General features: G+C 51.2%; 17 protein-coding genes and 2 tRNA genes. 8 read left to right on the top strand and 11 right to left on the bottom strand.

Annotated elements, in window-relative coordinates; translation table 11 throughout:
- Nucleotides 1-57: 57 nt before the first annotated feature.
- The 3 genes from BQ7394_RS14890 to BQ7394_RS14880 all read left to right on the top strand — a co-directional run bounded on the left by BQ7394_RS14890 (nt 58) and on the right by BQ7394_RS14880 (nt 7,743).
- Nucleotides 58-1,971 (top strand): TonB-dependent receptor plug domain-containing protein, encoded by a 1,914-nt coding sequence (locus tag BQ7394_RS14890; protein ID WP_075558154.1) that lies wholly within the window; start codon nt 58-60, stop codon nt 1,969-1,971.
- A 347-nt stretch (nt 1,972-2,318) separates the two neighbouring features.
- Nucleotides 2,319-6,647, top strand: a complete 4,329-nt coding sequence (locus BQ7394_RS14885; RefSeq protein ID WP_075558153.1) for a T9SS type A sorting domain-containing protein — start codon at nt 2,319-2,321, stop codon at nt 6,645-6,647.
- A 10-nt stretch (nt 6,648-6,657) separates the two neighbouring features.
- Entirely contained in the window at nt 6,658-7,743 is a 1,086-nt protein-coding gene (locus tag BQ7394_RS14880) for an outer membrane beta-barrel protein (protein WP_075558152.1), read from the top strand.
- 92 nt (nt 7,744-7,835) lie between these two features.
- Here the strand turns inward: BQ7394_RS14880 and BQ7394_RS14875 are convergent, their stop codons facing one another.
- Both BQ7394_RS14875 and BQ7394_RS14870 read right to left on the bottom strand, forming a co-directional pair.
- Nucleotides 7,836-8,339 (bottom strand): RNA polymerase sigma factor, encoded by a 504-nt coding sequence (locus BQ7394_RS14875; protein WP_075558151.1) that lies wholly within the window; start codon nt 8,337-8,339, stop codon nt 7,836-7,838.
- A gap of 486 nt (nt 8,340-8,825) precedes the next feature.
- Entirely contained in the window at nt 8,826-11,132 is a 2,307-nt protein-coding gene (locus tag BQ7394_RS14870; RefSeq protein ID WP_075560049.1) for a cation:proton antiporter, read from the bottom strand.
- A gap of 100 nt (nt 11,133-11,232) precedes the next feature.
- Here BQ7394_RS14870 and BQ7394_RS14865 point away from each other — a divergent pair, with 100 nt between their 5' ends.
- Both BQ7394_RS14865 and BQ7394_RS14860 read left to right on the top strand, forming a co-directional pair.
- A complete protein-coding gene (locus tag BQ7394_RS14865) occupies nt 11,233-13,251 on the top strand; it encodes an alpha amylase C-terminal domain-containing protein (protein ID WP_075558150.1) in 2,019 nt (672 codons plus the stop codon).
- A gap of 21 nt (nt 13,252-13,272) precedes the next feature.
- Nucleotides 13,273-14,250, top strand: a complete 978-nt coding sequence (locus tag BQ7394_RS14860) for a type I phosphomannose isomerase catalytic subunit (protein ID WP_075558149.1) — start codon at nt 13,273-13,275, stop codon at nt 14,248-14,250.
- Nucleotides 14,251-14,423: 173 nt separating this feature from the next.
- On the opposite strand, the gene BQ7394_RS14855 is transcribed toward BQ7394_RS14860, so the two are convergent.
- Together BQ7394_RS14855 and BQ7394_RS14850 are read right to left on the bottom strand one after the other, a co-directional pair.
- Complete coding sequence (locus tag BQ7394_RS14855) at nt 14,424-15,365, bottom strand: ketopantoate reductase family protein (RefSeq protein WP_075558148.1); 942 nt, start codon at nt 15,363-15,365, stop codon at nt 14,424-14,426.
- Nucleotides 15,366-15,439: 74 nt separating this feature from the next.
- The gene (locus tag BQ7394_RS14850; RefSeq protein ID WP_075560048.1) at nt 15,440-16,300 is read right to left on the bottom strand and encodes a pyridoxamine kinase; all 861 of its coding nucleotides are present in this window, start codon (nt 16,298-16,300) and stop codon (nt 15,440-15,442) included.
- Between the two features lie 328 nt (nt 16,301-16,628).
- On the opposite strand from BQ7394_RS14850, the gene BQ7394_RS14845 reads away from it, so the two are divergent.
- On the top strand, nt 16,629-16,904 hold the full coding sequence (locus BQ7394_RS14845) for a hypothetical protein (RefSeq protein WP_075558147.1): 276 nt from the start codon (nt 16,629-16,631) through the stop codon (nt 16,902-16,904).
- Nucleotides 16,905-17,215: 311 nt separating this feature from the next.
- Here BQ7394_RS14845 and BQ7394_RS14840 read toward each other — a convergent pair whose 3' ends face one another.
- From BQ7394_RS14840 to BQ7394_RS14815, 6 genes are all read right to left on the bottom strand, one after another.
- Nucleotides 17,216-17,755: a glutathione peroxidase gene (locus BQ7394_RS14840; protein ID WP_075558146.1), complete on the bottom strand. Its 540-nt coding sequence runs from the start codon at nt 17,753-17,755 to the stop codon at nt 17,216-17,218.
- A gap of 161 nt (nt 17,756-17,916) precedes the next feature.
- Nucleotides 17,917-17,989 (bottom strand) — tRNA-Lys (locus tag BQ7394_RS14835).
- A gap of 25 nt (nt 17,990-18,014) precedes the next feature.
- Nucleotides 18,015-18,087, bottom strand: a tRNA-Lys gene (locus BQ7394_RS14830).
- Between the two features lie 93 nt (nt 18,088-18,180).
- Entirely contained in the window at nt 18,181-18,984 is an 804-nt protein-coding gene (locus BQ7394_RS14825) for an MBL fold metallo-hydrolase (RefSeq protein WP_075558145.1), read from the bottom strand.
- Between the two features lie 46 nt (nt 18,985-19,030).
- Nucleotides 19,031-20,089, bottom strand: a complete 1,059-nt coding sequence (locus tag BQ7394_RS14820) for an asparaginase (protein ID WP_394333713.1) — start codon at nt 20,087-20,089, stop codon at nt 19,031-19,033.
- 29 nt (nt 20,090-20,118) lie between these two features.
- The gene (locus BQ7394_RS14815) at nt 20,119-20,730 is read right to left on the bottom strand and encodes a trimeric intracellular cation channel family protein (protein WP_075558143.1); all 612 of its coding nucleotides are present in this window, start codon (nt 20,728-20,730) and stop codon (nt 20,119-20,121) included.
- Nucleotides 20,731-20,890: 160 nt separating this feature from the next.
- Here BQ7394_RS14815 and BQ7394_RS14810 point away from each other — a divergent pair, with 160 nt between their 5' ends.
- On the top strand, nt 20,891-22,366 hold the full coding sequence (locus BQ7394_RS14810) for a DUF3943 domain-containing protein (protein ID WP_075558142.1): 1,476 nt from the start codon (nt 20,891-20,893) through the stop codon (nt 22,364-22,366).
- Nucleotides 22,367-22,555: 189 nt separating this feature from the next.
- Here BQ7394_RS14810 and BQ7394_RS14805 read toward each other — a convergent pair whose 3' ends face one another.
- Nucleotides 22,556-24,199 carry an ABC-F family ATP-binding cassette domain-containing protein gene (locus BQ7394_RS14805; RefSeq protein ID WP_075560047.1) on the bottom strand — a complete coding sequence of 548 codons (1,644 nt, stop codon included), beginning with the start codon at nt 24,197-24,199 and terminating at the stop codon, nt 22,556-22,558.
- A 192-nt stretch (nt 24,200-24,391) separates the two neighbouring features.
- Between BQ7394_RS14805 and BQ7394_RS14800 the strand changes: the two genes are divergently transcribed.
- Entirely contained in the window at nt 24,392-24,940 is a 549-nt protein-coding gene (locus BQ7394_RS14800) for a 30S ribosomal protein S16 (RefSeq protein WP_075558141.1), read from the top strand.
- Nucleotides 24,941-25,021: the final 81 nt, after the last annotated feature.

Here is a 25,021-nt window from a genome sequence, read left to right as displayed (position 1 = left end):
TTTATTTGTGTTACTTTGTGCCGCGAAACAGATGACAAATATTATACAAGTTAATTTATGAAGAAAGGATTTTTACTCATTCCGGGGCTACTGTTCAGTACGTTAGCCTACTCCTCCGAACCGGTAGAACCCATCGAACCGCTGGGAATAGACAGCCTTATCAACTTGAAGGGCGTTGTGATCTCGGCCAACAAGATACAGGTAAACCGCAACAGCGTCCCACTTTCCATCTCGGTGATCGAGCGCGACGAGATAGAGGCCAGCAGCGAGTCGGCCCTGCTTCCGGTGCTCTCGCAGCGTGTCCCCGGACTCTTTGTGACACAGAAAGGCATCACCGGCTTCGGGGTGAACGACGGATCGGCCGGGACGGTCAACATCCGTGGCGTAGGGCAGGGCAACAAAGTCCTGATGCTCTTCGACGGACAGCCGCAGTGGGCCGGTATCTTCGGACATGCGCTACCCGACACCTATGTGGCTTCCGACGTGGAACGGGTGGAAGTGATCCGTGGCCCGGGCTCCTTGATGTACGGTTCCAACGCGATGGGCGGCGTGGTGAATATCATCACCCGTCACCATAAGCAGCAGGGACGGCGCACTCAGGCACGTATCATGTACGGTTCCTACAACACGCAGAAGTATATGGTGAACAACGGTTACAACCTCGGCAACTTCAGCAGCTTCATTTCCGTGAACCACGACCGTACGGACGGCCACCGGCCCAACTCCAAATTCCATATCACCAACGGCTTTGCCAACCTGGGGTATAAGATAAACGATCACTACCGCGTGACGGGCGACCTGAGTCTGGCCAAGTTCAAGACCCAGAACCCCGGTACGATCGACGAACCGGTGCTCGACTACCTGGTAGACGTGTTGCGCGGTACGACCTCTTTCGCGCTCGAAAACCATCACGAAAAGACAAGCGGTGCCCTGCGTGTGTTCTACAACTGGGGAAATCACGAGGTGAATGATGGCTACAAGCCCGGCGGAACACCCCGCTCATACCTCTTCCGTTCGGACGATCATAACACAGGTGTCCTGCTTTACCAGTCGTTCCGTCTCGTCGAAGGCAACACCTTTACGGCCGGTATCGACTATAAAAACTGGGGCGGACATGCGTGGAACGACAGCATCAGCGGCCCGAAAGGCGAACTGATCGACAAATCTGTCAACGAAGTGGCCGGCTACGTCATCATGCAACAAGACCTCTTCGATATGTTAAGCATCAACGCTGGTGTGCGTTACGAGCATAACAGTGTGTTCGGGGGCGAATGGGTTCCGCAGGCAGGCCTTACCTTCCGTCCGCTGGAGGGCAATGTGATCCGTGCTTCTTTCTCGAAAGGTTTCCGCAGTCCTAATATCCGCGAGATGTATATGTGGGGGGCGGCCAACGACGAATTGAAACCGGAAAACATGTTGAATTACGAGCTTGCTGTCGGACAGTCGTTCCTGGATGGACGCTTGTATGGCGAGGTGACGGCTTTCTTTATCGACGGAAAGAATATGATCGAGGCTGTCATGGTAAATCCTCCGAATGATTTTCCGAAGGAAAATCGTAATGTCGGAACCTTCACCAACAAAGGTATCGAGTTCGAGGGCCGCTACCAGATCCTCGGAAACCTCAGCGTCGATATGAATTACAGCTACCTGCATACCAGCAAGCCGCTCTTGGCTGCCCCGGCCCATAAGCTCAACGTGGGTGCAACCTATGCTCCCGGACGCTTCACTTTCAACGCGAATTTACAATCGGTATATGATCTTTATGTGAGAGTGCCCTTAGAAGGGGTTTCCGAAGTCAAGGAAAATTACACCGTTCTCAGCGCCCGTGCCGCCTACCGGTTCGGCAGCCGCGACAAAGGCTTGAACCTGTTTGTGAAAGGGGAGAACCTGACGGCTACCCGTTATACGATCAATTACGGTTTTCCGATGCCCAAGGCTGTGTTCATGGGTGGCATAGATGTGACATTCTAGTTCTCAGTATAATAAATTACTTATCAGGAGGCTATTCCAGTGTTTGGGACAGCCTCTTTTTTTGTATAAAAGTTCTTTTTTTATATGATGTATTAATATATGTGAAATATTGTCCGCTGCTTTTGTGTTTATCTGATCGAATTGTAAAAGGTATTGGTATAAATGTATACTATAATCCTTTTGAATTTCAAAGCCGCGTTAATCTATTTAAATTAACGGTAAATGCTGTGAGAAAAAAGTAAATTTGTCCCGATTCGATAGCGTATTTTAACAATAGTGTAAGAGTGTGAGGCCCCTTTTATTTTTCGGGTTGAAGATATTTTATAGAACTTTATTTTATTTGAATTATGAGTAAAAGTATTACTTTGTTGATTGCTGGCCGGCGGCTGGCAAGGTGTGTTACATCTATCAAATGTAACTATGGTTATAAACCATTCATCCCTTTGTTTCTCTTTTTGTTAGTGACCTTTTTTCCGGTTCACTCTGCCGTTGCGCGGGAAGTCAGCACCGTTGCGGAGCTACAGACGGCAGTCTCAGGAGCTTCGGAAGGAGAGGTTATCACTTTATCCGGTAGCTTCGTGTTCGGAGATGCCACGCTGGCGATGCCAACGGTTAACGTGACCGTCGACGGGAAAGGCAAGATCTGGAAAGGGGGTAAAATCACTATCAACGGATCGGGTGACAAAACGCTCACGATCAGGAACCTTAAGATGGATGGCGACAGGGGGGACAGCCAGTTGCTCAACCAGAGTGCGTCCAACGGTAAACTGGTTTTGGAGAAGATGGAGTTTTACAATTCCGCTGGCGGTGCGATAAACATCAACACTTCCGCAGATGCTTCCACCGTCCTTTCGTATGTCAAAATCTATGACAATACGGTACACAACAGTGCCGCAGCCATCTGGGTTGCCGGTTATTCGAAGATAACGATCAACAACTCTACCATAGAGAACAACCTCGCTACCGGTGCCGGTTACGAATGCGGGGCGATTTCGTCTAAGGGCTTTATGGGCGACCTGACGATCAATAATACCATTTTCCGGAAGAATAAAAACAAATGTACCCTTTCCGGTCCGTTCGGTGGCGGTGGTGGTGCTATGGCCATGCATTATTTCTATGGAAATATGACTATTAACGAATGCCTTTTCCAGGAAAACGAGACGAATGGGGAAGGGATAGATGTACAGAATACCTATGACGGCGGCGCGATCTATATCATCGACGCCGGTGGCAGTACCTACGGAGCTTCCCTGAATATCAACAAAACGACCTTCGATAGTAACCTCGCCCATGACGACGGTGGCGCGATGATGATACAGGTAACCGGGACGAAGGGAATGACCACCAACATCACCAGCTGTACCTTCTACAACAACCGCGCCTACGGGCTGGAAGGAGCGAATGTGACCGGTGGAGCCATCCAGTTCTTCCTCAACGGCGGAAGCAGCATCATGAAAAACAATATCACAGGCTGTTCCTTCGTAAACAACACTTCCGGAAATGAAAACTCACGGGTTGAACAGCGCGGCGGGGCGATCGGATTAAGTGGAAATAGTAAATACGGTATTGTCGCCAGTATCACCAACAACGGGTGTTTATACTTGGGAAATAAAGTTTATAATGCATCCGGCGTGTTGAACACTGCAAGTAATTACAAAGATGTCTCCAATTCGACAAGCGTTGCGGCCGGTACGAGAAACGTATTGAATGTCGACAAAGGCAGCAATCCGGACTATACCGAGGATACTGTGCTGGGTAAGAACTTCCGCTTCTCCAACAACCTGTCCGGGATAAAAGCCGGTGCAGGCGATGAAATAGTAAAAACCATCCCCATCAAACCGGAAGGGATCGCGGACAACACCTACAACTATTCGGCCGCGTTGCCCGCTACCGACCAGCGAAACTTCAAGAACTATAAAGACCAGGGAGCGATCGAAATGTCGTGGGTGAAGTACAATGCCAACGGAGGCGTCTTCGGCTTAACCCCGCAAACCGACTATGTGGGTGAGGTTTACTACGAAGCAACGTCCGAAAACAAGGCGACCAACTACTATACCATCGGCTCGATCGACGGCAAAACGACCGTTGTCGACGGCAAGACCACGCTAAAAGCTACCCTCAACGGCAAAGCCTTCAAGGGATGGGCCCTCACGGCCAATGCCACCGAGCCCGATCCTGTCTATGCGGTGGGCAAGAGCCTGACCTACGTGGAGGCCAACCTCACCCTCTATGCCGTATGGGGGGATGCCGGATACGACCTGACTTATCACTCCAACTTCAGCCCCGACCAGACATATCTACAACTGGTTGAAACAGAAGAGGCGACAGTTGCCACCTACCCGGCCACGAGCCTGCCCAACCGTCCGAACTACATCTTCCTGAAATGGACGACCAAGGCCGACGGAACCGGTACGGCTTACCTGCCCGGAGCTACCTTCACCATCACCGAGAACACCGACCTTTACGCCCAGTGGGAGCCCAATTCCGCGTTGAAGCTGCAATGGTCTGTTTCCCAAACCACCGCCGACCCGTATGAATTCAGCGATGTGGAGAACAATTCCACGACGACCGTCATGGTCGGAACGCCCGTCTACGTGCAGATCCGCCCGATCGGACTGGAGCATGTCGACTTCGACACCTGGGCGATCGAGTACATCGCCACCCCGGCCGACTACCACTATCCGATGGGAGAGGCTATCGGGAAAACCTTGCGCTATGACTTCAATAAAGGAGAAGCCCACACGCTCGAAGGCACTTACTACTATAATGTAACCAAGCTGCTCCTGTATAAAGACGGCGCGGAAGTGGCCACCTACATCTACCGGAACGCCTCTTGTACGCATAAGGTGGTTATCCAGGACAAACCGGTCGTGAAAGATCCGGCCCTGCAATGGTCCGTCTCCACCGTGACGAGCGAACAGCCTTACTTCAAGGATGTGGACGACCAGTCAACCACTTCGGTAAATTACGGCACACCTGTCTTCGTCCAGATCCGTCCCGTCGGACATGAGGGCATCAACTTCGAACGCTGGGCGGTCGAATACACCGTGACCCCGGCCGAACACTACTACGGCATGAACCCGACGCTGAAGACCGAACGTCAAAACTTCAACAACCGGGAGGCTCATACCGAAAAGGGAACCTATATATACACCGTCACCAAACTGACCCTGTATGACATGTACGGAAACCAGACCATCGAGACTTACGACTATGCCGACTCGCCCTACCGCCACACAATCGTGATCGGTGACGGCGAAGGCCCCGGTCCTGGTCCGGGCGGCGCGCTGCAATGGTCCGTCTCCACTGCCTCCAACAAGCTCGAAGACTTCCGGGATGTGGACAACCTGACCACTACCACCGTCACCAAAGGGACGCCGGTGTATGTGCAGATCCGCCCTGTCGGTTTCAACAACGTCACCTACGACCGTTGGGAAATAGAGTACACCGCCACTCCGGCCGGCTATCATTATCCGCTGGACGAAGCCGTCCTGAAAACCGAACGTTACACCTTCAACAAAGGGGAGGCCCATACGCTTGTCGGTACCTATATATATAATGTACACAAGCTGACGCTCTACAACGGCGAAAGCATCGCATCAGAGCAGTATTACAACCAGCCTGCTTACCAACACACCATCGTCATCACCGACGAAGGCATGATCTATGTGGGCGAGACGGCGCCGTATTGTAGCGTGGACGGCGAATTCAGAATCCCTGTCAGCGCCCTGAATCCGGACTATCCGATCGAGTATGCTGTCCGTTTCACGGATGAAGCGATTGCCGCCGGCTTCAGCGATACCGAATACAAAGACCTGACTCCGGGATACATCACCGTTCCGGTTGCCAATCGCATCCCGAGGGGTATCTACCACGCCAACATCTATGTGCGCCTGAAGAGCGATCCGGATCGCGAGGAGGCTTACCCGTTCAACATCGAAGTGCTGGAGACAACCACCATCACCCGCCAGCCGCAGTCGGTGAACGTTTGCGACGGCGACGCCTTCACCCTGTCGGTCGAAGCGACGGGCGTCAACCTGAGTTACCAGTGGTTCTTCAACGAAGTGGCCATCCCGGGTGCGACTTCGGATCGTTACACGGCAGCCCTGACTCCGGACAAGGAGGGTATCTACTACGTGGATGTATACGGCGACTGCGGAATGGAGAGCAGCCGCACGGTAACGGTGGGTAAAAACGGCCTGCGTATCCTGGTGAAATGGAACGAGTTCCTCTACATCACGAATCAGGATAACGAGTTTGTCCGCTTCCAGTGGTACAAAGACGGTCAGAAGATCGACAAAAACGGCACTTCCATCTACTACTCCGTTCCGGAGGGGCTGCTGGGTACTTACTACATCCAGGCATACCGTGCGGACGACACCTATGTGGTGAGCTGCCCGATCACGTTCGATACGCTGACCCAGTTCCCGATCACCCGGGTATATCCGGCGATGGTGAAGAAGAACACGCCGATCACAGTCAGCCTCGGTACACCGGGCGAAGCTCCCGAATCGGCCGTGATCGAGATCTACAACATGAACGGACAGCTGCTTGAGCGCCTGACCACTCTGACCACCGAAACAACGATCCCTGCCGACATGGCTTCGGGAAGTTACGTGGTGAAGGTGACCACCGAGACAGGCAAGTCCACCACCCATAAAATCATCGTAAAATAAACCAACAGATATGACAACAATGATTTCCAAGATAAATAAAACCATTCTATTGTTTGCCGCCGGCATCCTGTCCACCACCGTTTCCGCCCAGCAGGGAACGGGTGGCAGGGAACACGGCCAGTACAGCCACCAGGAGCAGCAACAACGCCGCCAACAGCAGCGTGAGTACCGACAGGAGCAGCGCGACACGACGCGCACGAAAACGTCTTACCTCACTGTCTCGGGCGGTGTGGGCTCTTCTTCCTTCCGTTACGACCTGGACTACCGGATCGAAGGTTTCCAGGAAAAAGGCAACCGGGACAGCAAGCTCGGTTATGAAGTCGATATCCGTTACAGCTACTTCTTCAACCCTCACTGGGGGGTTGCCACGGGGGTAGGAATCTCCCGCTACGCCACAGTAGGCCGTTTGAGGGGGGATATGTCGGACGACAAATACATGAAACTGGGCACAATGACCGACGACGACGACTTCTCGGGACACCCGCGCGACTTCGAGCTGCGTGCCCGCCTGAAGAGTCTGGAAGAGAAACAGACCGCTTTCCTGTTGGATATCCCGCTGATGGCGATGTACCAGACGCGTTTCGGGGAAGAGGAAAACTGGGGATTGTATGCCGGACTAGGGGTTAAACTGCAACTTCCTGTCCAGACAAAATACAAGGTGCAGAGTAACGCGGCCAGCGAACTGAACGTATCGGGTTACTACCCGCATATCCCTTCGGACGTGGGTTCGCCATCTGAGTCGCCTGTGCCTCATCACGGGTTCGGCACGATCAGCGACCCGGGTAAGGAGCTCGACTGGAGCGGCAAGAACAAGTTGAAATTGGGTTTAGCCGGAACGGCCGAACTGGGCTTCATGGTTGCCCTCGGCGAGGACACCGACCTGCTGCTGGGCGGCTATATCGACTACGGCTTCACCAACATGAAAAAGAAGAAGGATCAGGGCCTGTTGTCGACCCCGGCGTCTTATCATCCGGAAGGGAATAAGATCGTCGGACAAGGTATCCCTTACAACGGCATGTTGAACTCGAATGTGACCGACAAGGTGAAGGTTATGTCGTTCGGCGTGAAACTAGGGCTTAGGTTCAAACTGAATTGATAAAGTTCAGGTATTGATATCGGTAATCCCCACAAAAAAAGGACTGTAGAGAAAACCTCTACAGTCCTTTTTATATTTGTTGTTACTTCTGATCATCTGAAATCCTGCAAATTCTTCTGGAGCTCCTGACGGGCGAAGAAGATACGGCTTTTAACTGTTCCGAGCGGGAGATCAAGCTTGTCGGCTATCTCGTTGTACTTGTATCCGCTGACGAACATCGAGAACGGCATCTTCAGGTCATCGTTCAGGGCGTTGATTACCTTGGTGATCTCCTGGATGTTGTACGCCTTGTCGGGCGAGTCGAAACCGGAGTCGTTAACCACGTCCAGGTTGTAGAGGTCTACGCTGGAGTCTACTACCGTTTGTACGCGTACCACCTTATGGTAGTTATTGATGAAAATATTACGCATAACGGTCAGAACCCAACCTTTGAAATTAACGTTGTCAACGAATTTATCCTGATTATCTAAAACTTTAAGTGCTGTATCTTGCAGTAAATCCTGGGCATCGTCCCTGTTAGCAGTGAGCATAAGAGCGAAATTCATCATGTTCTCTTGTAAGCCCAATAATTTTTGTTGAAATTGTATTCCATTCATAATTTTAATTTTTTGAATGTTTATAAGTCGGTTAATAGTTGTAATTCAACAACTAATACAATGCAAAAATAAACTTATACTTTATAAAAAACTAATTCTTTTGCTAATATTAATGATATAAGCTTACTATTAATGTTTGTATGCTAAAACCGTTTGAATTTGAGCGAAATATACAAGTTTTGTACTTGTATATTACAATATTTGCAAGTATTATGTTATTATTTTTAATTGTTATGATAATCAAGCGTTTTAGTCTGCTTTTGGTGGGCGGTTTTCGGAGCTTCCGTTTGAGGGGAGGAGGAAGGGGGGAGAGCTTGTATCCGGCGTTTAAAATAGGGGTATGTAGATTCTCCCCACAGTGTGGGGGATTTTCCTTTTTAAAAGCCCGCTTCCTTTTTAAAAAGAGGGCGCATGTTCTTGTTACAAAGCATGCGCTCTTCCGTCTTTTTTATTTTTTCTGTTGCTTTCGACGTCGTCAGCCTATCATCATTCCTCTGTCCGTTCCTTATGGTTGAGGATCAGGGTGGACGGCATTTTCTGCAAAGCTTCGCGGCGATGTTCCGAGACGTCGTTCCAACTGTCGTAGCTGATGAGCATGAAGTTGTAGCTGTTGAAAGTAGCTGCGCTCATGTCCTTGTCGGCGATGAGGGAAGCCTGTTTGATGGATTCCGTGAACTGGTGGATGGCATGTTGTATCTTTTCGCTGCCCGGCGTGGTCGAGCTGCTGCGGTCGAGGATGCTTGCCGTGCCGTGCGTTGTCTTGAGCAAGGTCGAGGTATAATCCAGGAGGAAGAGGTCGCGCTCGGAGTCGATCACCACGATCACGTTGCTCGCTTTCACGAAGCCACGGTTCACAAACACGCCCACGTCGCAATTACTCTTGCCGATGAACATCTTCGTCTTATCCTTAAGCAGCGCACCGGGGTAGAACCACGATTCGGGCGCTTTGAAACGTTTGAAGTACTTGTTGTAGAAAGAGGTGCGGTAACGGTTCGCCTCGATGTCGTCCGGCTGGTTGCTCATGGATATGCCCGAGCCGACAAGCAGGAAGTCGAAACCCTCGGTGTTGACGATGTCGGTGATGTCCTGACCCGCGTTGTTCGACACCTCGTAGCGCGTTTCGATGTTCACCCCCAGCTTCTTTGCCCCGTAAAGGATCGGGCCGAAGCTCACTTCCTCGAAGTTGTCGGTGTGAAGCGGGTTCACATCCGAGCCGACGGTGAGGTGAAGCGCCGTAAGGTCTACCTGGTGACGGCGGTGCGCAAACATCTGGTAGGCCACATCCAGCATGATCTGTCCGTTGGCGGCACGTCCGAAGGAGAGCAAGACCTTGAAAGTCCCGTCCGCCACGTCCACCGCCTTGTATTCTTTGATCTTCTCCCGCGTCTGGAAGCAGAACTTGATGAACGACACCAGCGGGATGGTCATGAAGGTTGTCACGAGCGTCATCAACACCAACATCACGAAGATCGAAGGCGGAAGTATCTTCATTTCGTAGCCGATGGTGAGCACCACCAGCTCCATCAACCCGCGCGTATTCATCAACGCCCCGATGTAGAGGCTGTCTTTCCAGCTCTCCCCGACGAAACGGGCGGAAAACATCGCCCCGCCGAACTTACCGATGATGGCAACGAGTATGAACACCCCGCACATCCACCACAGCTCCGGACTGTTCAACAGCCCGATCTCCGTGCGCAACCCCGTCGAGACGAAGAAAAGAGGCAGGAACAACGCCAGCGAGACGTCTTCCACCTTCTCGGTCATGATCTTGCGGAACTTCACGTTACTCGGCATCACCACCCCTGCGATGAACGCACCGAACAGCGCATGCAACCCCAGCATCTCCGTCAGGTAAGCCGAGATAATCAACAGAAGGAACATAAAAGCCACCAGACCCTTGTCGATCACTTCCTTATTATGATAGATATGTCCCACCATCTTCAGGAACGGCCGGACGGCAAAGAACATGAAAGCGATGTAAATCACCGAGAAGAGTATATTGTAGATCGCACTCAGCATCGAACCCGCCTGTGCGATGGCTATCACGACTGCCAGTAGGCACCAGGCCGTTATGTCGCCGTTGGCCGCGCTGGCGAGCGAGATCGTCCCCAGATGCGTACGCGTCAATCCCTTCTCCTGTATGATACGTGCCAACACAGGGAAGGCGGTGATACTCATGGCGATGCCCACAAACAGGGCGAAGGATAGGAAAGGCGTGCTTTTATCAGCGTAGGTGTCGTAGACGAAGTAGGCGGTAAGCATCCCGCAGAAGAAAGGAACAATCGTACTCGTATGGCTGATAAGGATCGTCTCCTTCAATTTTTTCCGTACCTCGGTGATATCCAGTTCCATCCCGATGGCAAACATAAAGAGGATCAGCCCGAACTGGCTCAGGATTGTGATGTTGGCCAGCGACTCGATAGGGAAGAGGAACCCCGAAACTTCGGGCGACAGATGCCCCAATACCGAAGGCCCAAGCACGATACCAGCCACGATCTCGCCGATCACCGTCGGTTGCCCTATCTTTTGGAACAACCAACCGAACAGGCGGCACGTCAGCAGGATCGTGATGATTTGCAACAGCAGGATGCCGATGGGCGACTGTATATGGTGGGTCATCAGTTCCCAGAAAACGGTGAAACCTTCCCCGAGGTCTTTCGGGGCGTCGTAGGCCGACGTGATGGCGCTTTCAAGCTGCTGGCTTTCTCCTTCCTTGGCGATGAAGTACATCAGCGAACCGAATACAACGATCATCACCAGGTAAAAAGCGATACTCTTTGTTCCTCTACTCATATATTGCATGGGTTTGATGCAAAATTAAGAAATATCCCCGTAATATCAATACGGTATGTTTTTTTCTTTTATCTTTGCGCTAAACCAATCTCAAATAATCATGGAGTCGCTGAATCTAATAAAGAATGACCCTTGGCTTGCCCCTTATAAGGAGGCGATAGAAGGAAGGTATCAATACGTGATAGAAAAGGAAAACATCCTGACTAACAAAGGTAAACAAACCTTGTCTGAAATGGCTTCCGGCTATCTGTACTTCGGCCTGCACAAGACCAACAAAGGCTGGGTGTTCCGCGAATGGGCCCCGAATGCCACCGCTATATATCTGATCGGTACGTTCAACGATTGGAAAAAAGAAGAACGGTATAGCATGAAACGCCAGGGATACGGCGTCTGGGAAATAGCTCTCCCCGAAGAAATGCTGCACCACGAAGACCTCTTCAAACTGCTCGTAGAGTGGGACGGAGGAAGCGGCGAACGCATCCCGGCATGGATACGCCGTGTCGTACAGGACGACAACACCAAGATATTCAGTGCGCAGGTATGGAATCCGGCCACACCGTATACGTTCAAAAATAAACGGTTTAAACCCAACACCGCCCCGCTGCTGATCTACGAATGCCATATCGGTATGTCGACTAACGAGGAGAAAGTGGGTTCATACGATGAGTTCCGCCGCAACATCCTGCCGCGCATCGCTCGCGAAGGTTACAACGCCATCCAGATCATGGCCATACAGGAACATCCTTATTATGGCTCCTTCGGCTACCATGTGAGCAGCTTCTTCGCCGCCTCGTCGCGTTTCGGCACGCCCGAAGAGCTGAAACAGTTGATAGACGACGCACACGGCATGGGAATTGCCGTTATCATGGATATCGTTCACAGCCACGCGGTGAAGAACGAAGTGGAAGGCCTCGGCCGTTTCGACGGTTCCTATAACCAGTATTTCCTTAGCGGTTCGCGCCGCGAGCATCCGGCCTGGGACTCGCTTTGCTTCGACTATGGCAAGAACGAAGTCCTGCACTTCCTCCTTTCCAACTGCAAGTTCTGGCTCGAGGAGTATAAGTTCGATGGTTTCCGTTTCGACGGTGTCACCTCGATGCTTTATTATAGCCACGGTCTGGGTGAAGCATTCTGCAACTACGGCGACTACTTCAACGGACATCAGGACGGCGACGCCATCGCTTACCTGACACTGGCCAACAAACTGATCCACGAGGTCAACAAAAACGCCATCACCATCGCCGAGGAAGTAAGCGGTATGCCTGGTCTGGCGGCTAAATATGAAGACGGAGGCTATGGCTTCGACTACCGTATGGCCATGAACATCCCCGACTACTGGATCAAGACCATCAAGGAAAAGAAAGACGAAGACTGGCATCCTTCCTCCATCTGGTGGGAGACGACTAACCGTCGCGCTGACGAAAAGACAATCAGTTACGCCGAAAGTCACGACCAGGCTTTGGTAGGAGATAAAACCATCATCTTCCGTCTGATAGATGCGGAAATGTATTGGCACATGCACAAGGACGATCATAACTTCATGGTCGAACGTGGTGTCGCGCTTCATAAGATGATACGCCTCGTGACGGCTTCGACCATCAACGGCGGCTACCTCAACTTTATGGGCAACGAGTTCGGGCATCCGGAGTGGATCGATTTCCCGCGCGAAGGCAACGGATGGTCGCATAAATACGCCCGCCGCCAGTGGGAGCTGGTAGACAACATGGATTTGAAGTACCATTACCTGGGCGACTTCGACCGCGAAATGATCGGGTTGATCCGCAGTGTGAAGAACTTCCAGTCTACCCCCATCCAGAAGGTGTGGGACAGCGACGGCGACCAGATCCTGGCCTATATGCGTAAAGACCTCGTGTTCGTGTTCAACTTCAGCCCCTCGAAGTCGTATACCGACTATGGCTTCCTCGTACCCGTAGGCGAGTACGAAGTGGTACTCAACACGGATGCTACCTGCTTCGGTGGCTTCGGTTTGGCCGACGACTCCATACATCATTTTACACAATTTGACCCATTGTATAAAAAAGAGAAAAAAGAATGGCTTAAACTTTACATTCCCGCACGCAGTGCTGTTGTATTGAGAAAAGTAAAAGTAAAGAAGTAATTCATTAAACAAAAACACATTATGTTATATCCGATGACATTCAAGCCTATCCTCAAGAAGATCCTTTGGGGAGGCTCAGACATCTGCCCGTTCAAGGGCATCACACCGGTTGAAGAAGGAATCGGTGAGAGTTGGGAACTTTCGCACGTGGACGGCAATTTTTCCGTGGTGGAAAACGGTGAGCTGGCTGGCAAAAACCTTGACGAACTGATCCGTACCTATGGAAAAGAGTTGGTCGGAGAGAAGGTGATAGAGCAGTTCGGCGAGACGTTCCCTCTGTTGATAAAGTTCATCGACGCCCGTGATGACCTGTCTATCCAGGTACACCCCGACGACGAACTGGCCCGCAAACGTCACAACTCCTTCGGCAAGACCGAAATGTGGTATGTGATAAATGCAGCTAAGGGGGCCGCCCTCTATTCCGGTTTCTCGCAGCAGATTGATGCCGACGAGTACGTGAAACGGGTGGAAAACAACACCATCATGGACGTTCTGAAGCGTTATGAAGTGACGCCGGGCGACGTTTTCTTCCTGCCCGCCGGACGCGTTCACGCAATCGGTGCCGGCTGCTTCATCGCCGAGATACAGCAGACCAGCAACATTACTTACCGCATCTACGACTACGACCGCAAGGACGCTAACGGTAACGGACGCGAACTGCACACCGAGCTGGCTAAGGATGCGATAGACTATACCTTGCTGCCCGACTACCGTACGCACTACAAAGGCCATACCAACGCGACGGTCGAACTGGCCGACTGCAAGTACTTCACCACCAACCTGCTGGATCTCGACACGATGATGGTGCGCGACTTCTCCGAGCTCGACTCCTTCGTAGTCTACATCTGCATGAGTGGCAAGGCTTCCATCCGTGACAATAAAGGCAACGAAATATTCGTCCATCAGGGACAGACCGTGCTCATGCCCGCCGATACACAGGTCGTCACGATCTCTCCGGCACCGGGCGCGAAGTTCATGGAAACGTATATCGGGGACTGATCCCGTCTCCTTACCGGTTGCCGCCCGATCTACGAAAAGGCGGCATACCGATCTTCCGGGACCGACCGGAGGGGATAGAAAAGGTGCTGAAGTTTATCGTCCGGAATAACCGGATCGGATAGCTTCAGCACCTTTACTTTATTATATATGCCGTAGGCCTGTTTGCAGATACGTCAACTGTTTCTGCCCGGATAAGGGAACCGCGTCAGCCCTTTGTACATGAACTGGTAGGTAGGAACCCGCAGGCCTGCCTTCTCGGCTTCGCGTACGACGTAGCCCGTCAGTGTCTCGATCTCCGTAGACCCTCCGCGGCGGAAGTCGCTGTGCATGGAGGTGGTCGAACCGTTCGGCATCATCTTCTGCGACTGGATCGACGTGAATACGATGTCGTCCGGCAACTCTATCCCTTTGGCCTCGGCTATGCTTTTCAATTCATACCCCAGTGTGATGAAGAAATCGTTGTGCTTCTCGATCACGTCGTTTATCGGCTCGTTGAAATAAGAGGTGATGGTGGCGGCGGTGGAGATCATAAAGAATTTCTTCCAGATCTCGACGTCTATGTCGGCCGGGTTGGTCACCAGGATGCGGGCCCTGTGCAGTAAGGAGCGGAACTCCTCCTGTTTGGCGCGGTCGCCCTCGTTGTCGCCGAAGAAAAGCCGGTCCTTCAGCGTGAATTTCTCCACCTGTCCGGGTGCAACCAGCCGGGCACCGATGTAAACGCAGCCTTTCCAGACAGGGTTGTCGGGCAGTAATTGTTGTATCCGTTCCGTGATGTCGGCTCCGTTGAGCAGGGGCACTACCACGGTGTCGGGCCCGATCACGGGACTCAGGTGGCGGATGTTGTCCTCCAGGTCGTAGCTTTTGGTGCAGCACAACAGGTAATCTACCGGGCCGATCTCGGCCGGATTGTCGGTAGCCAGTGTCGGACGGGCGGTTATCCGGCGGTACGATTTCTTGATCTGTAACCCGTTTTCGCGGATGGCCTTCAGGTTTTCGCCACGGGCAATAAAGAAAACGTCCACCTCATCGGAGTTTTCGTAATAAGCAGCCAGCGAACCTCCGTAATATCCGCCGACAGCTCCTATACCGGAGATAGCTATTTTAGTTTTACTCATATCGTTATCTAGGGGTTTTCACGTTTATAATCATGTTATGGGAGCACAAAGATGAAAAATAAATTCGAAAACTTTTATACGAGTTTGAGTTCTTTTAGAAAGTCGGGGAAACTTTGTTCAAAATTAACACCGAAGCGGTAGTCTGTCTTGGCTTCATAGGTGCGCCGGATACTTTCCGCCGTGAAATTCACGGCGATGGCAGCCGATTCGGTGAGGCTGAACCCGTTTTCCAGACCCGAAAGTAAGGCACTGGCAAAGACGTCGCCCGTACCATGGTAGTAGCCGGGTATCTTGCGGGTGAAAACGTACTCGATCGTGTCCGTTTCGCGGTCGTAGGTGGCGGCGCCGAGTTCATCCTCCTTGAAGAAGACGCCGGTCAGTACCACCCGTTTGGGCCCGAGGTCGGCCAGCTTACGCAGCGTGCTCTCGATGTAGGCGTGGGTATAAGGGCCGCCGTTGAACGGCTCGTCGAGCAGCAGGGCCGCCTCCGTCAGGTTGGGTACGATGATATCGGCTTTCTCGCAAACCGACCTCATTCCGGCGGCGAACTCGCGGGTGAAGATGGTATACAGTTCACCGTTGTCGCCCATCACGGGGTCGACCAGGATGAGGTTGTCGTCTGTCCTGAACAGTTCGAAGAACTCCTTTACGATATCTTGTTGCTCGAACGATCCGAGGAAGCCGGTATAGATGGCGTCGAACTTGATGTCGAGTGATTTCCAGTGTTGCATGATCGGCCGCATGTCGTCGGTAAGATCCCGGTAGGTGTATCCGCTGATCCCTCCGGTATGGGTGGAGAGGACGGCGGTGGGGAGTGCCGATGTTTCGATGCCGGCGGCCGATAAAATAGGTAAGGCTACTGTCAGTGAGCATTTTCCGAAACCGGAAATGTCGTGTATAGCTGCAACTCTTTTCTGGTGTGTCTTATTCTTCATACTATTTATTTTTATATCAATAGAACAACGGGTATGCGGGAAATGTTGGAAGCCGTTTGGGGTTGTTTTTCCCGGTAACCAAAAATAGGCAGTTTTCAGCAATATAAAAACGAGATTGTTATGAAATGAGTAAATTTTAGGTTCGGGGAGTCGTTTTGTCTTTTTGGGAGGATTTTGCAGCAGGGTAGGCCTGCTTTTATAAATATCGTAACTGAAATAGTTGAAGATGGTAGTAAAATAGTGGTTTCAGGGGGATATCTTTACATCAAAGTTTTTGAGATTGTTATCAGCCATGCTGAGTAATGTTTAAAAAATGATTATAGTTGAAATGATTTTTACTAAAACCGAATTCTTTCCACCGCTATCGGGCTGGGGCGAAAGAGTACAAAGATCAGTGTTGGTTTCCGGTAAACGGAAACGTGGTGTTTCACCAGAGTGGGCTTGCGAAGACTCTGCCAAAGGTAAAAAAGAGGACCAGGAGGCGAGTTACAAGCCGGATTATACGGGTGGTTTTATAACGGACTGGGAAGTTCCCGTTGAAATGCATACCCCGAAAAAGGGTAACAAAACGGGAACAGATTTTATTGTAGATTGGAAAAATTAAAAGTAAGAATAGTTTTTTTGAATGTAATTGGTGAAATCATACTTTTTACTCTATAACGTTAATCCTCATATCTAATAACGTTGTATCCCAAGCCCTTTAGAGGGCAAACAACCGCTCTGTTCGTGAGAATAGGGCGGCTTTTGTTTGTGGGTACCATAAGCAAAAGGTTTTGCCATCGTATTGGCAGAGCTTTGCCACCCTATTGGCAGACCTCTGCCATGCCTATGGCAGGACTCTGCCACCTACATGGCAAAACATTGCAAACAACATGGCAATAGATTGCGTTTTAAACGCAAATATACTTCTATGACTTACTCCACAATCCAGTCCACAATCTTTTCGGATAGCGGATCTGTTGGCGAGCCGTAGGAGGCGACCCAGTTGCTGTTTTCGTCGATCAGGAATTTGTGGAAGTTCCAGCCTACCTTGGCATTGGCGACACCGTTTTCGCTTTTCTGCGTGAGCCACTGGTAAAGGGGGGCGATGTCCTTTCCTTTCACGGATATTTTCGCCATCATGGGGAATGTGACCCCGTAATTCAATGTGCAGAACTTTTTGATTTCTTCGTTGCTGCCGGGTTCCTGTCCGAGGAAGTTGTTGGCGGGAAAGCCGATTATTACGAAGTTATCTTTCTCATATTTGGTGTATAATTCTTCAAGTTTGGCATATTGTGGGGTGAAGCCACATTTGGAAGCCACATTGACAACTAATACTTTCTTCCCTTTTAAAGAGGAAAGTGGGAAATCCTTTCCGTCGATTGTTTTCACAGTGAAGTCATAAAAACTTTTTTGCTGTGCGTTGATTGTTGTTGTCATTATTATTGCAATTAGAGTTATAATGAATGTTTTCATAAAAATGTCCTTTAGTTATATTAATATAACAACAAATCAATCTAAAAGTTGGATTACATGGGCACAACTTGAATTAAGCGGAAGGGAAGGTAACGCTGGGTTGCAAACAAAAACAGCATTCACCGTTTTACCGATAAATGCTGTTATCCTTTCCTCTTTTGTGACCCGGGAGGGGCTCGAACCCTCGACCCAATGATTAAGAGTCATTTGCTCTACCAGCTGAGCTACCGAGTCAACATGTGTTGGTTTCTTTATAGAGTGACCTGGGAGGGGCTCGAACCCTCGACCCAATGATTAAGAGTCATTTGCTCTACCAGCTGAGCTACCAAGTCATTCATGCAATAGGTTGTTTCCTGATTGCGGGTGCAAAGATAGAGGTTTAATTTTTCTTTGCAAACTTTTCATCCGGTTTTTTCGAAGGAATTTTACTCGAATTCAAAAATATCGGACGGAGTAGTACGCTTAAGCGCTATGAGAGAGACGTCTTTACCTACGCGCACTCCCTCCTGAAAAAGACGTATATCGATCGTTTTGAAGGCGAGCTCCGGGTGATTGTTGTCGCGGCTGAGGTGACACAACCAGATATCCTTCAGTTTCGGATCGTAGTTGGCGGCCAGGAACTCGGCGGCTTCGCGGTTGCTGAGGTGGCCGGTCGGGCTGGCGACACGTTCCTTCAGGAAGGCGGGATAGGTTCCGAAACGGAGCATCTCCTCGTCGTAGTTCGCTTCGATAATCAGGTGGTTGGCCATGCGCATGTAGCGGGTCACCGTGTCGGTGATATGGCCTACGTCGGTGGCGAAGGTAAACTTATGCTCACCATATTCTATATAATAGCCCACGTTGTCGGTACTGTCGTGGGGAACTTCAAAGGCGATGATATTGAAATCGCGGATGCTGAAAGGCACTTCCTTCTCGATAACCCGGCGGGAGGTAGACAGCGTCTCCTCCACATAACGGCTCTTTTCGATCCCACGGTGAACAGCGGCGGTGGTGTAGACCGGCAGGTTCATTTTTTCTCCCAGGCAGCCTACCGTCTTGATATGGTCTGCATGGTCGTGAGTGATAAGGACGGCCACGATTTTGGAAAAGTCGATCGCTTTATCTTTCAACACCTTCTTTATGGTTCGGATCCCGATACCCGCATCAATCAGTATCCCGAATTCGGGAGTACCCAGATAATAGCAGTTGCCACTGCTTCCACTTGCTAAGCTAAGAAATGATAGTTTCATGTTTTTCTATTCCGCCTCGCGGCACATTCTGTTTTACATAGTATTATCACGAACGGAACGCATCCGGGATCGTCACTTCCCCGATCAGCGAACAGTTCATGTGATCCTTCACTTCCTCCGGAGTCAGTCCGTGGCCGAAAAGGAACATTAACTTGGTGACGGCACTCTCCGTCGTGCTGTCGAACCCGCTTATCACGCCGGCCTCCAGCAGTTTATGCCCAGTCTCGTAACGGTGCATCTCGACGCTGCCGGCGCTGCACTGGGTGACATTAACAATCACAATTCCGCGGTCGACGGCCTCTTTGAGCATGGTCAGGAACCACTCGTAGCTCGGTGCGTTGCCGCTCCCGAAGGTTTCCATCACGACCCCTTTCAGATCGGGTATATTGAGTATGCTTTCCACTACCTGGGGAGAGATCCCGGGGAAGAGTTTAAGTATCGCAATGTTCCTGTCCAAGAGGTAATGAGGTTTCAGCGGTTTGCGTGATACCGAGTGATAAATCTGTCCGGTATCATACTTTATATAGATCCCCGCGTGCGCGAGAGCCGGGTAATTGTACGAACGAAACGCGTTGAAATTGTCGGCATTGATTTTGCTTGTCCGGTTGCCTCTCAACAGGTCGTTTTCGAAGAAGATGCATACTTCGGGCACGATGGGCACACCGTTCTCCTTGGCTGCGGCTATTTCGATGGCGGTGATGAGGTTTTCCTTTCCGTCGGTCCGCAGCATTCCGATGGGCAGCTGTGAGCCGGTGAAGATGACCGGTTTGCTCAGGTTCTCCAACATAAAGCTCAGGGCGGAGGCGGTGAACGACATGGTGTCGGTACCGTGCAGGATGACAAAGCCGTCGTACTGGGTATAGTTGTCGGCGATAATCCGTACAATCTTCATCCACGATTCCGGGCCCATTTCCGACGAGTCCATCACCGGGTCGAACTGGATGGTCGACACCGAGTAGCCCAGTTTCTTCAGTTCCGGCATATTGTCTCTGAGGTGCTGGAAATTAAAAGATTCAAGTACTCCGGTTTCAGGGTTTTCAATCATTCCGATTGTACCGCCTGTATAGATTAGCAGGATCGATGCCTTGTCACGTTGATCGTTCATGTTTACTGTCATACTGCAAAGGTAATAAATTATTCTTCTCCCTTCAATACCGGGACGCTTATGTGATATTTAACCGCTATTATGCGCATCAGGAATACTCCGAGTGCCGACGAGAACTGCGTGACGGCAGGACTGAGCCCGATCAGCATGCAGAGGTAGTAGACAAGCCCGCCGAAGACGCAGGCCAGCGCATAGATATCTTTCCGGAAAATCAACGGTTCCTCGTTGATTAATATGTCTCGTATCATCCCTCCGAACGAACCGGTGATAGTCCCCATCACGATAGCCACCCACATGGGGAAGCCGAACTCGAGTGTTTTGGCGATACCCACCACCACGAACAGCCCCAGACCGATCGCGTCGAAGATAAAGAAGGTATTATTGAGCCGGATAACGTATTTCCGGAAAATGATAACAAATAATAAAGCCAGCGCCGATACTGTTAAATAAGAAGTCTGTTCCATCCAGAACGGTGTCGCGTTGAGTAGTATATCGCGCACCGTACCCCCGCCAACGGCTGTGACCAACCCGACCACGTAGGCCCCGAACCAATCAAATTGTTTGGCGGAGGCGAGGCGGATACCGCTAATTGCAAACGCAAAAGTTCCGGTATAGTCGCAAAAGGTGATAAAATCTATCATTTTGTTTTTTCTGCAAAAATAAGTATTTCCTTTGGATTGTGGGTGTTTTCTAGTGACACAACCAAAGAATAATTTAAACCAAACGAATGCTGTACTGTTAATTATGTATAAGTTTGCATCGCACGGATGATGCAGGCTCAGGCTAAAAGATTGTAGGATAATGAAGAAGATTATATGGATGGGATTGTTCCTCCTGCTTCCGCTCCAGTGGATGTGGGGCCAGCATTTCCCTAAAATGGATACAAGAAACTACGTGAGTGACTCCACGTATTTTATGCCGAAGAAGCCCTGGTTGGCAGCCGCGGAAGTCTTCGGCCTGAACATGGGGATCTGGGCGTTCGACCGTTTCGCGCTGAACGCCGACTTTGCACGTATCAACGGACATACGATAAAGAGCAATTTCAAGACCGGGCCGGTCTGGGACACCGATATGTTTTCGACCAACCTCGTGGCGCATCCCTATCATGGATCATTGTATTTCAATGCCGCCCGTAGCAACGGGCTCAACTTCTGGCAGTCGATCCCCTATGCGGCCGGCGGAAGCCTGATGTGGGAATTCTTCATGGAGAACGAACCCCCTTCGATCAACGATCTGCTGGCCACCACCTTTGGCGGCGTGGAGCTGGGCGAGATCACCTACCGCTTGTCCGACCTTTTCATCGACGACCGTTCGAGCGGCGCGGAACGTGTGGGGCGCGAGATCCTCTCCGGCCTGATCTCACCGATCAGGGGAATCAACCGCGTGATAACAGGGGAGGCGTGGAAGCACAGGCCGCACAAGGGGAGAACCTACGCCTATGTCCCGGTGAACTTCATAGTAACCGCCGGCCCGCGTTTCCTCGCCGAGCAGGAACATTCGCGTCACGGGACGACGAGCATGCATGTCGGCCTCCGGCTGGATTACGGCGACCCGTTCGAAGACAAGTTCTATTCGCCCTACGAGTGGTTCCAGTTGCGTGCCGGTTTCGACTTCTTTTCGAGCCAGCCCGTCATCACCCAGGTGAACGCCATCGGTGCCCTCTGGGGAAAGCGCGTCTGGGAGAAAGGCCCTCGTACGCTCACCGCCGGTATCTTCCAGCACTTTGATTATTACGACTCGCAACTGCGTTCGAGCGAAGGTGGCAAGGTCTCGCCTTACCGCATCTCCGAAGCCGCTGCCGTGGGAGGGGGGATCATCTATTATAAACGTGCCGAACCGGCCGACAAGGTGGATGCTTTCGGTGCGTTCTACCTCAACGGCGTCGCGCTCGGGGGCGGCTCGTCCGACTATTTCCGCCTCGACAACCGCGATTACAACATGGGAAGCGGTTACAGTGCAAAGGCTTTCTCGGGCTTGACTTACAACGGTCGCTGGGGTTTCCTCCTGAACCTCGAGAACTACCATATCTTCACCTGGAAGGGATATGACCCGGACGTGGATCTTTCGACCGTCGACCCGCATACCTTCAACGTGCAGGGCGACAAGGGACATTCGCGCCTGACGGTCATGGAGGTGCGGCTCGTCTACCTTTCCGACAAGAAGTGGAACATCAGCCTGTCCAACCGTTATTTCTCCCGCCGCACCCATTACAGCTATCACGAGGACGTGAACCGTTCCACTTACGACCTGCGTCTCAGCATCGGGGTGAAGATCTGATCTGCCGGGCCTCCGTCGGGCGAAAAAAAAGATGCCTGCCTTTTCCGCGAAAGCATGCACCCGCTTCGTAAAAAGCATGCATCCTCTTCCGGAAAAGGTAGGCATCATGTGTGAAAGGGCTTCGCGGCCCTTCCGTATCTTTTGCCGCCCGTCCCGTCATACGTCGGGGAGGGGAGGCGGCGTACCGTATCAGTTCTTTTTCGAACGTTCCAACTCGTTGAGGTTTTCCATCTTCTTCCGTTGCAGGAACTCGTAGATACCTTCCAGATGTTCCGTCACCCGCTGGTTGCCGAACTCGTAGACTTTGGTCACCAAGCCGTCGAGGAAGTCACGGTCGTGAGACACCACGATCAGCGTACCGTCGAAATCGAGCAACGCCTGCTTCAGGATGTCTTTCGTTTTCATGTCCAGGTGATTCGTCGGCTCATCGAGGATCAGCAGGTTGACCGGTTCGAGCAATAGCTTGATCATCGCCAGACGTGTGCGCTCGCCTCCCGACAGAACCTTCACCTTCTTGGCCGAATTTTCGCCGCCGAACATGAACGCGCCCAGCAAATCCTTTATCCTGTTGCGCACGTCGCCCACCGCCACGTCGTCGATCGTCTGAAACACCGTCAGGTTCTCGTCCAGCATCGAAGCCTGGTTCTGGGCAAAATAGCCGATCATCACGTTATGCCCCATCGTCAGCGTGCCGTCGTGTTCGATCTCCTTCATGATACATTTCACCAGGGTCGATTTACCCTCGCCGTTCTTACCGACAAAGGCAATCTTGTCGCCCCGCTCGATAGTCAGGTTGGCGTTGCGGAACACCGTGTGGTCACCATACGACTTCGCCACGTTTTCGATCGTCACCGGATACGAACCGGAGCGGGGCGAAGGCGGGAATTTCAACCGCAAAGCCGAGGTATCCTCCTCGTCGACCTCCAGTATCTCCAGCTTCTCAAGCATCTTGACGCGGCTCTGCACCTGCAAAGTCTTCGAATAAGTCCCCTTGAAACGTTCGATAAACTCCCTCGTCTCGGCAATCATCTTCTGCTGCTCGTCGAAAGCCTTCTGCTGCTGTACGCGGCGTTCGAGGCGGAGTTGCAGGTAACTGCTGTAATTCACCTTGTAGTCGTAGATGCGACCCATCGTCACCTCGATCGTGCGGGTGGTGATGTGGTCGACAAACGCACGGTCGTGGCTGATGACAACCACCGCCTGTCCGTTCTCGATCAGGAAATCCTCCAGCCACTGAATCGACTCGATGTCCAGATGGTTGGTCGGCTCGTCCAACAGCAACACGTCGGGCTTCTTCAGCAACAATTTGGCCAGTTCGATACGCATCCGCCAGCCACCGCTGAACTCGCTGGTCTGCCGTGTGAAATCCTCCCGCTTGAAACCCAGCCCCAGCAGCGTCTTTTCGATGTCGGCGTCGTAGTTGATCTCCTCGATCGAGTAGAACTTCTCGCTCAGGGTCGACACCCGTTCGATCAGCTCCATGTAGCCGTCCGACTCGTAGTCCGTGCGCGTCTCCAGCTCCTTGTTGATCGCTTCTATCTCGGCCTCCATCTCATGCAGGTGGGCGAATGCCTGCGCCGTCTCCTCAAATACCGTGCGACCGTCCTCGGTCATCAAATGCTGTGGAAGATAGGCGATTACCGTATCCTTGGGGGCCGAAACCTTTCCCCGGCTCGGTTCGCGTACCCCGGCCAGTATCTTGAGCAGGGTCGATTTGCCCGCCCCGTTCTTCCCCATCAGGGCGATCCGGTCTTTCTCGTTAATCACGAAAGATATATCTGAAAAGAGGGCACTGCCGCCAAACTCTACTGTAAGTCCATCAATTGAAATCATACGTACATTATATATATTGTAAAAAGCAGGCGCAAAGGTAGGAAAAATGTTCATATAAGCAATCGCACCCCCTCTATGCCGATGGAAATGTAGGTTTTACGACGAAAATTCCCTGATTAATATTTGTTTTATGTCCATAAAGCACTATCTTTGCACCCGCTAATACAAACAGCGTAAAATAATAATTCAAACATGGCAACAAAAATTAGATTGCAGAGACACGGTCGCAAAAGCTACGCTTTTTATCAGATCGTAGTTGCAGACAGCAGGGCTCCACGTGATGGAAAGTTTATTGAAAGGATAGGTTCTTATAATCCGAACACTAATCCTGCTACAGTAGATTTGAACTTCGAAAGAGCTTTGTATTGGTTACAGGTAGGTGCACAGCCTACAGACACCACTCGTAACATTCTTTCTCGTGAAGGTGTTTGCATGAAGAAACACTTATTGGAAGGTGTAAAGAAGGGTGCATTCGACGAAGCAGCAGCTGAAGTAAAATTCCAGGCTTGGTTGAAAAACAAACAAGCTTCTGTTGAAGCAGTAAAGACAAAAGATAGCGAAGCTGCTAAGGCAGCAGAAAAAGCTCGTCTTGAAGCAGAAAAAGAAGCAAACAAGGCAAAAGCTGAAGAAGTAGCTAAAAAGAAAGCAGAATTAGCAGCCGCCGCTGCCGCAAAAGCAGCTGAAGAAGCAGCAGCAAACGCTCCTGCAGAAGAAGCTCCTGCAGCAGAAAGCGCAGAATAATTCCTGCCTGCCAAATAAAAAAGAGGACATCCTTATCGTAAGGATGCCCTCTTTTTTTATGCCCGAAACCATGCGGGTATG

Source organism: Parabacteroides timonensis, from assembly GCF_900128505.1.
Taxonomy (GTDB): domain Bacteria; phylum Bacteroidota; class Bacteroidia; order Bacteroidales; family Tannerellaceae; genus Parabacteroides; species Parabacteroides timonensis.
The sequence above is the reverse complement of the archived record's forward strand: the minus strand, read 5'-3'. Positions and strand labels throughout refer to the sequence as shown.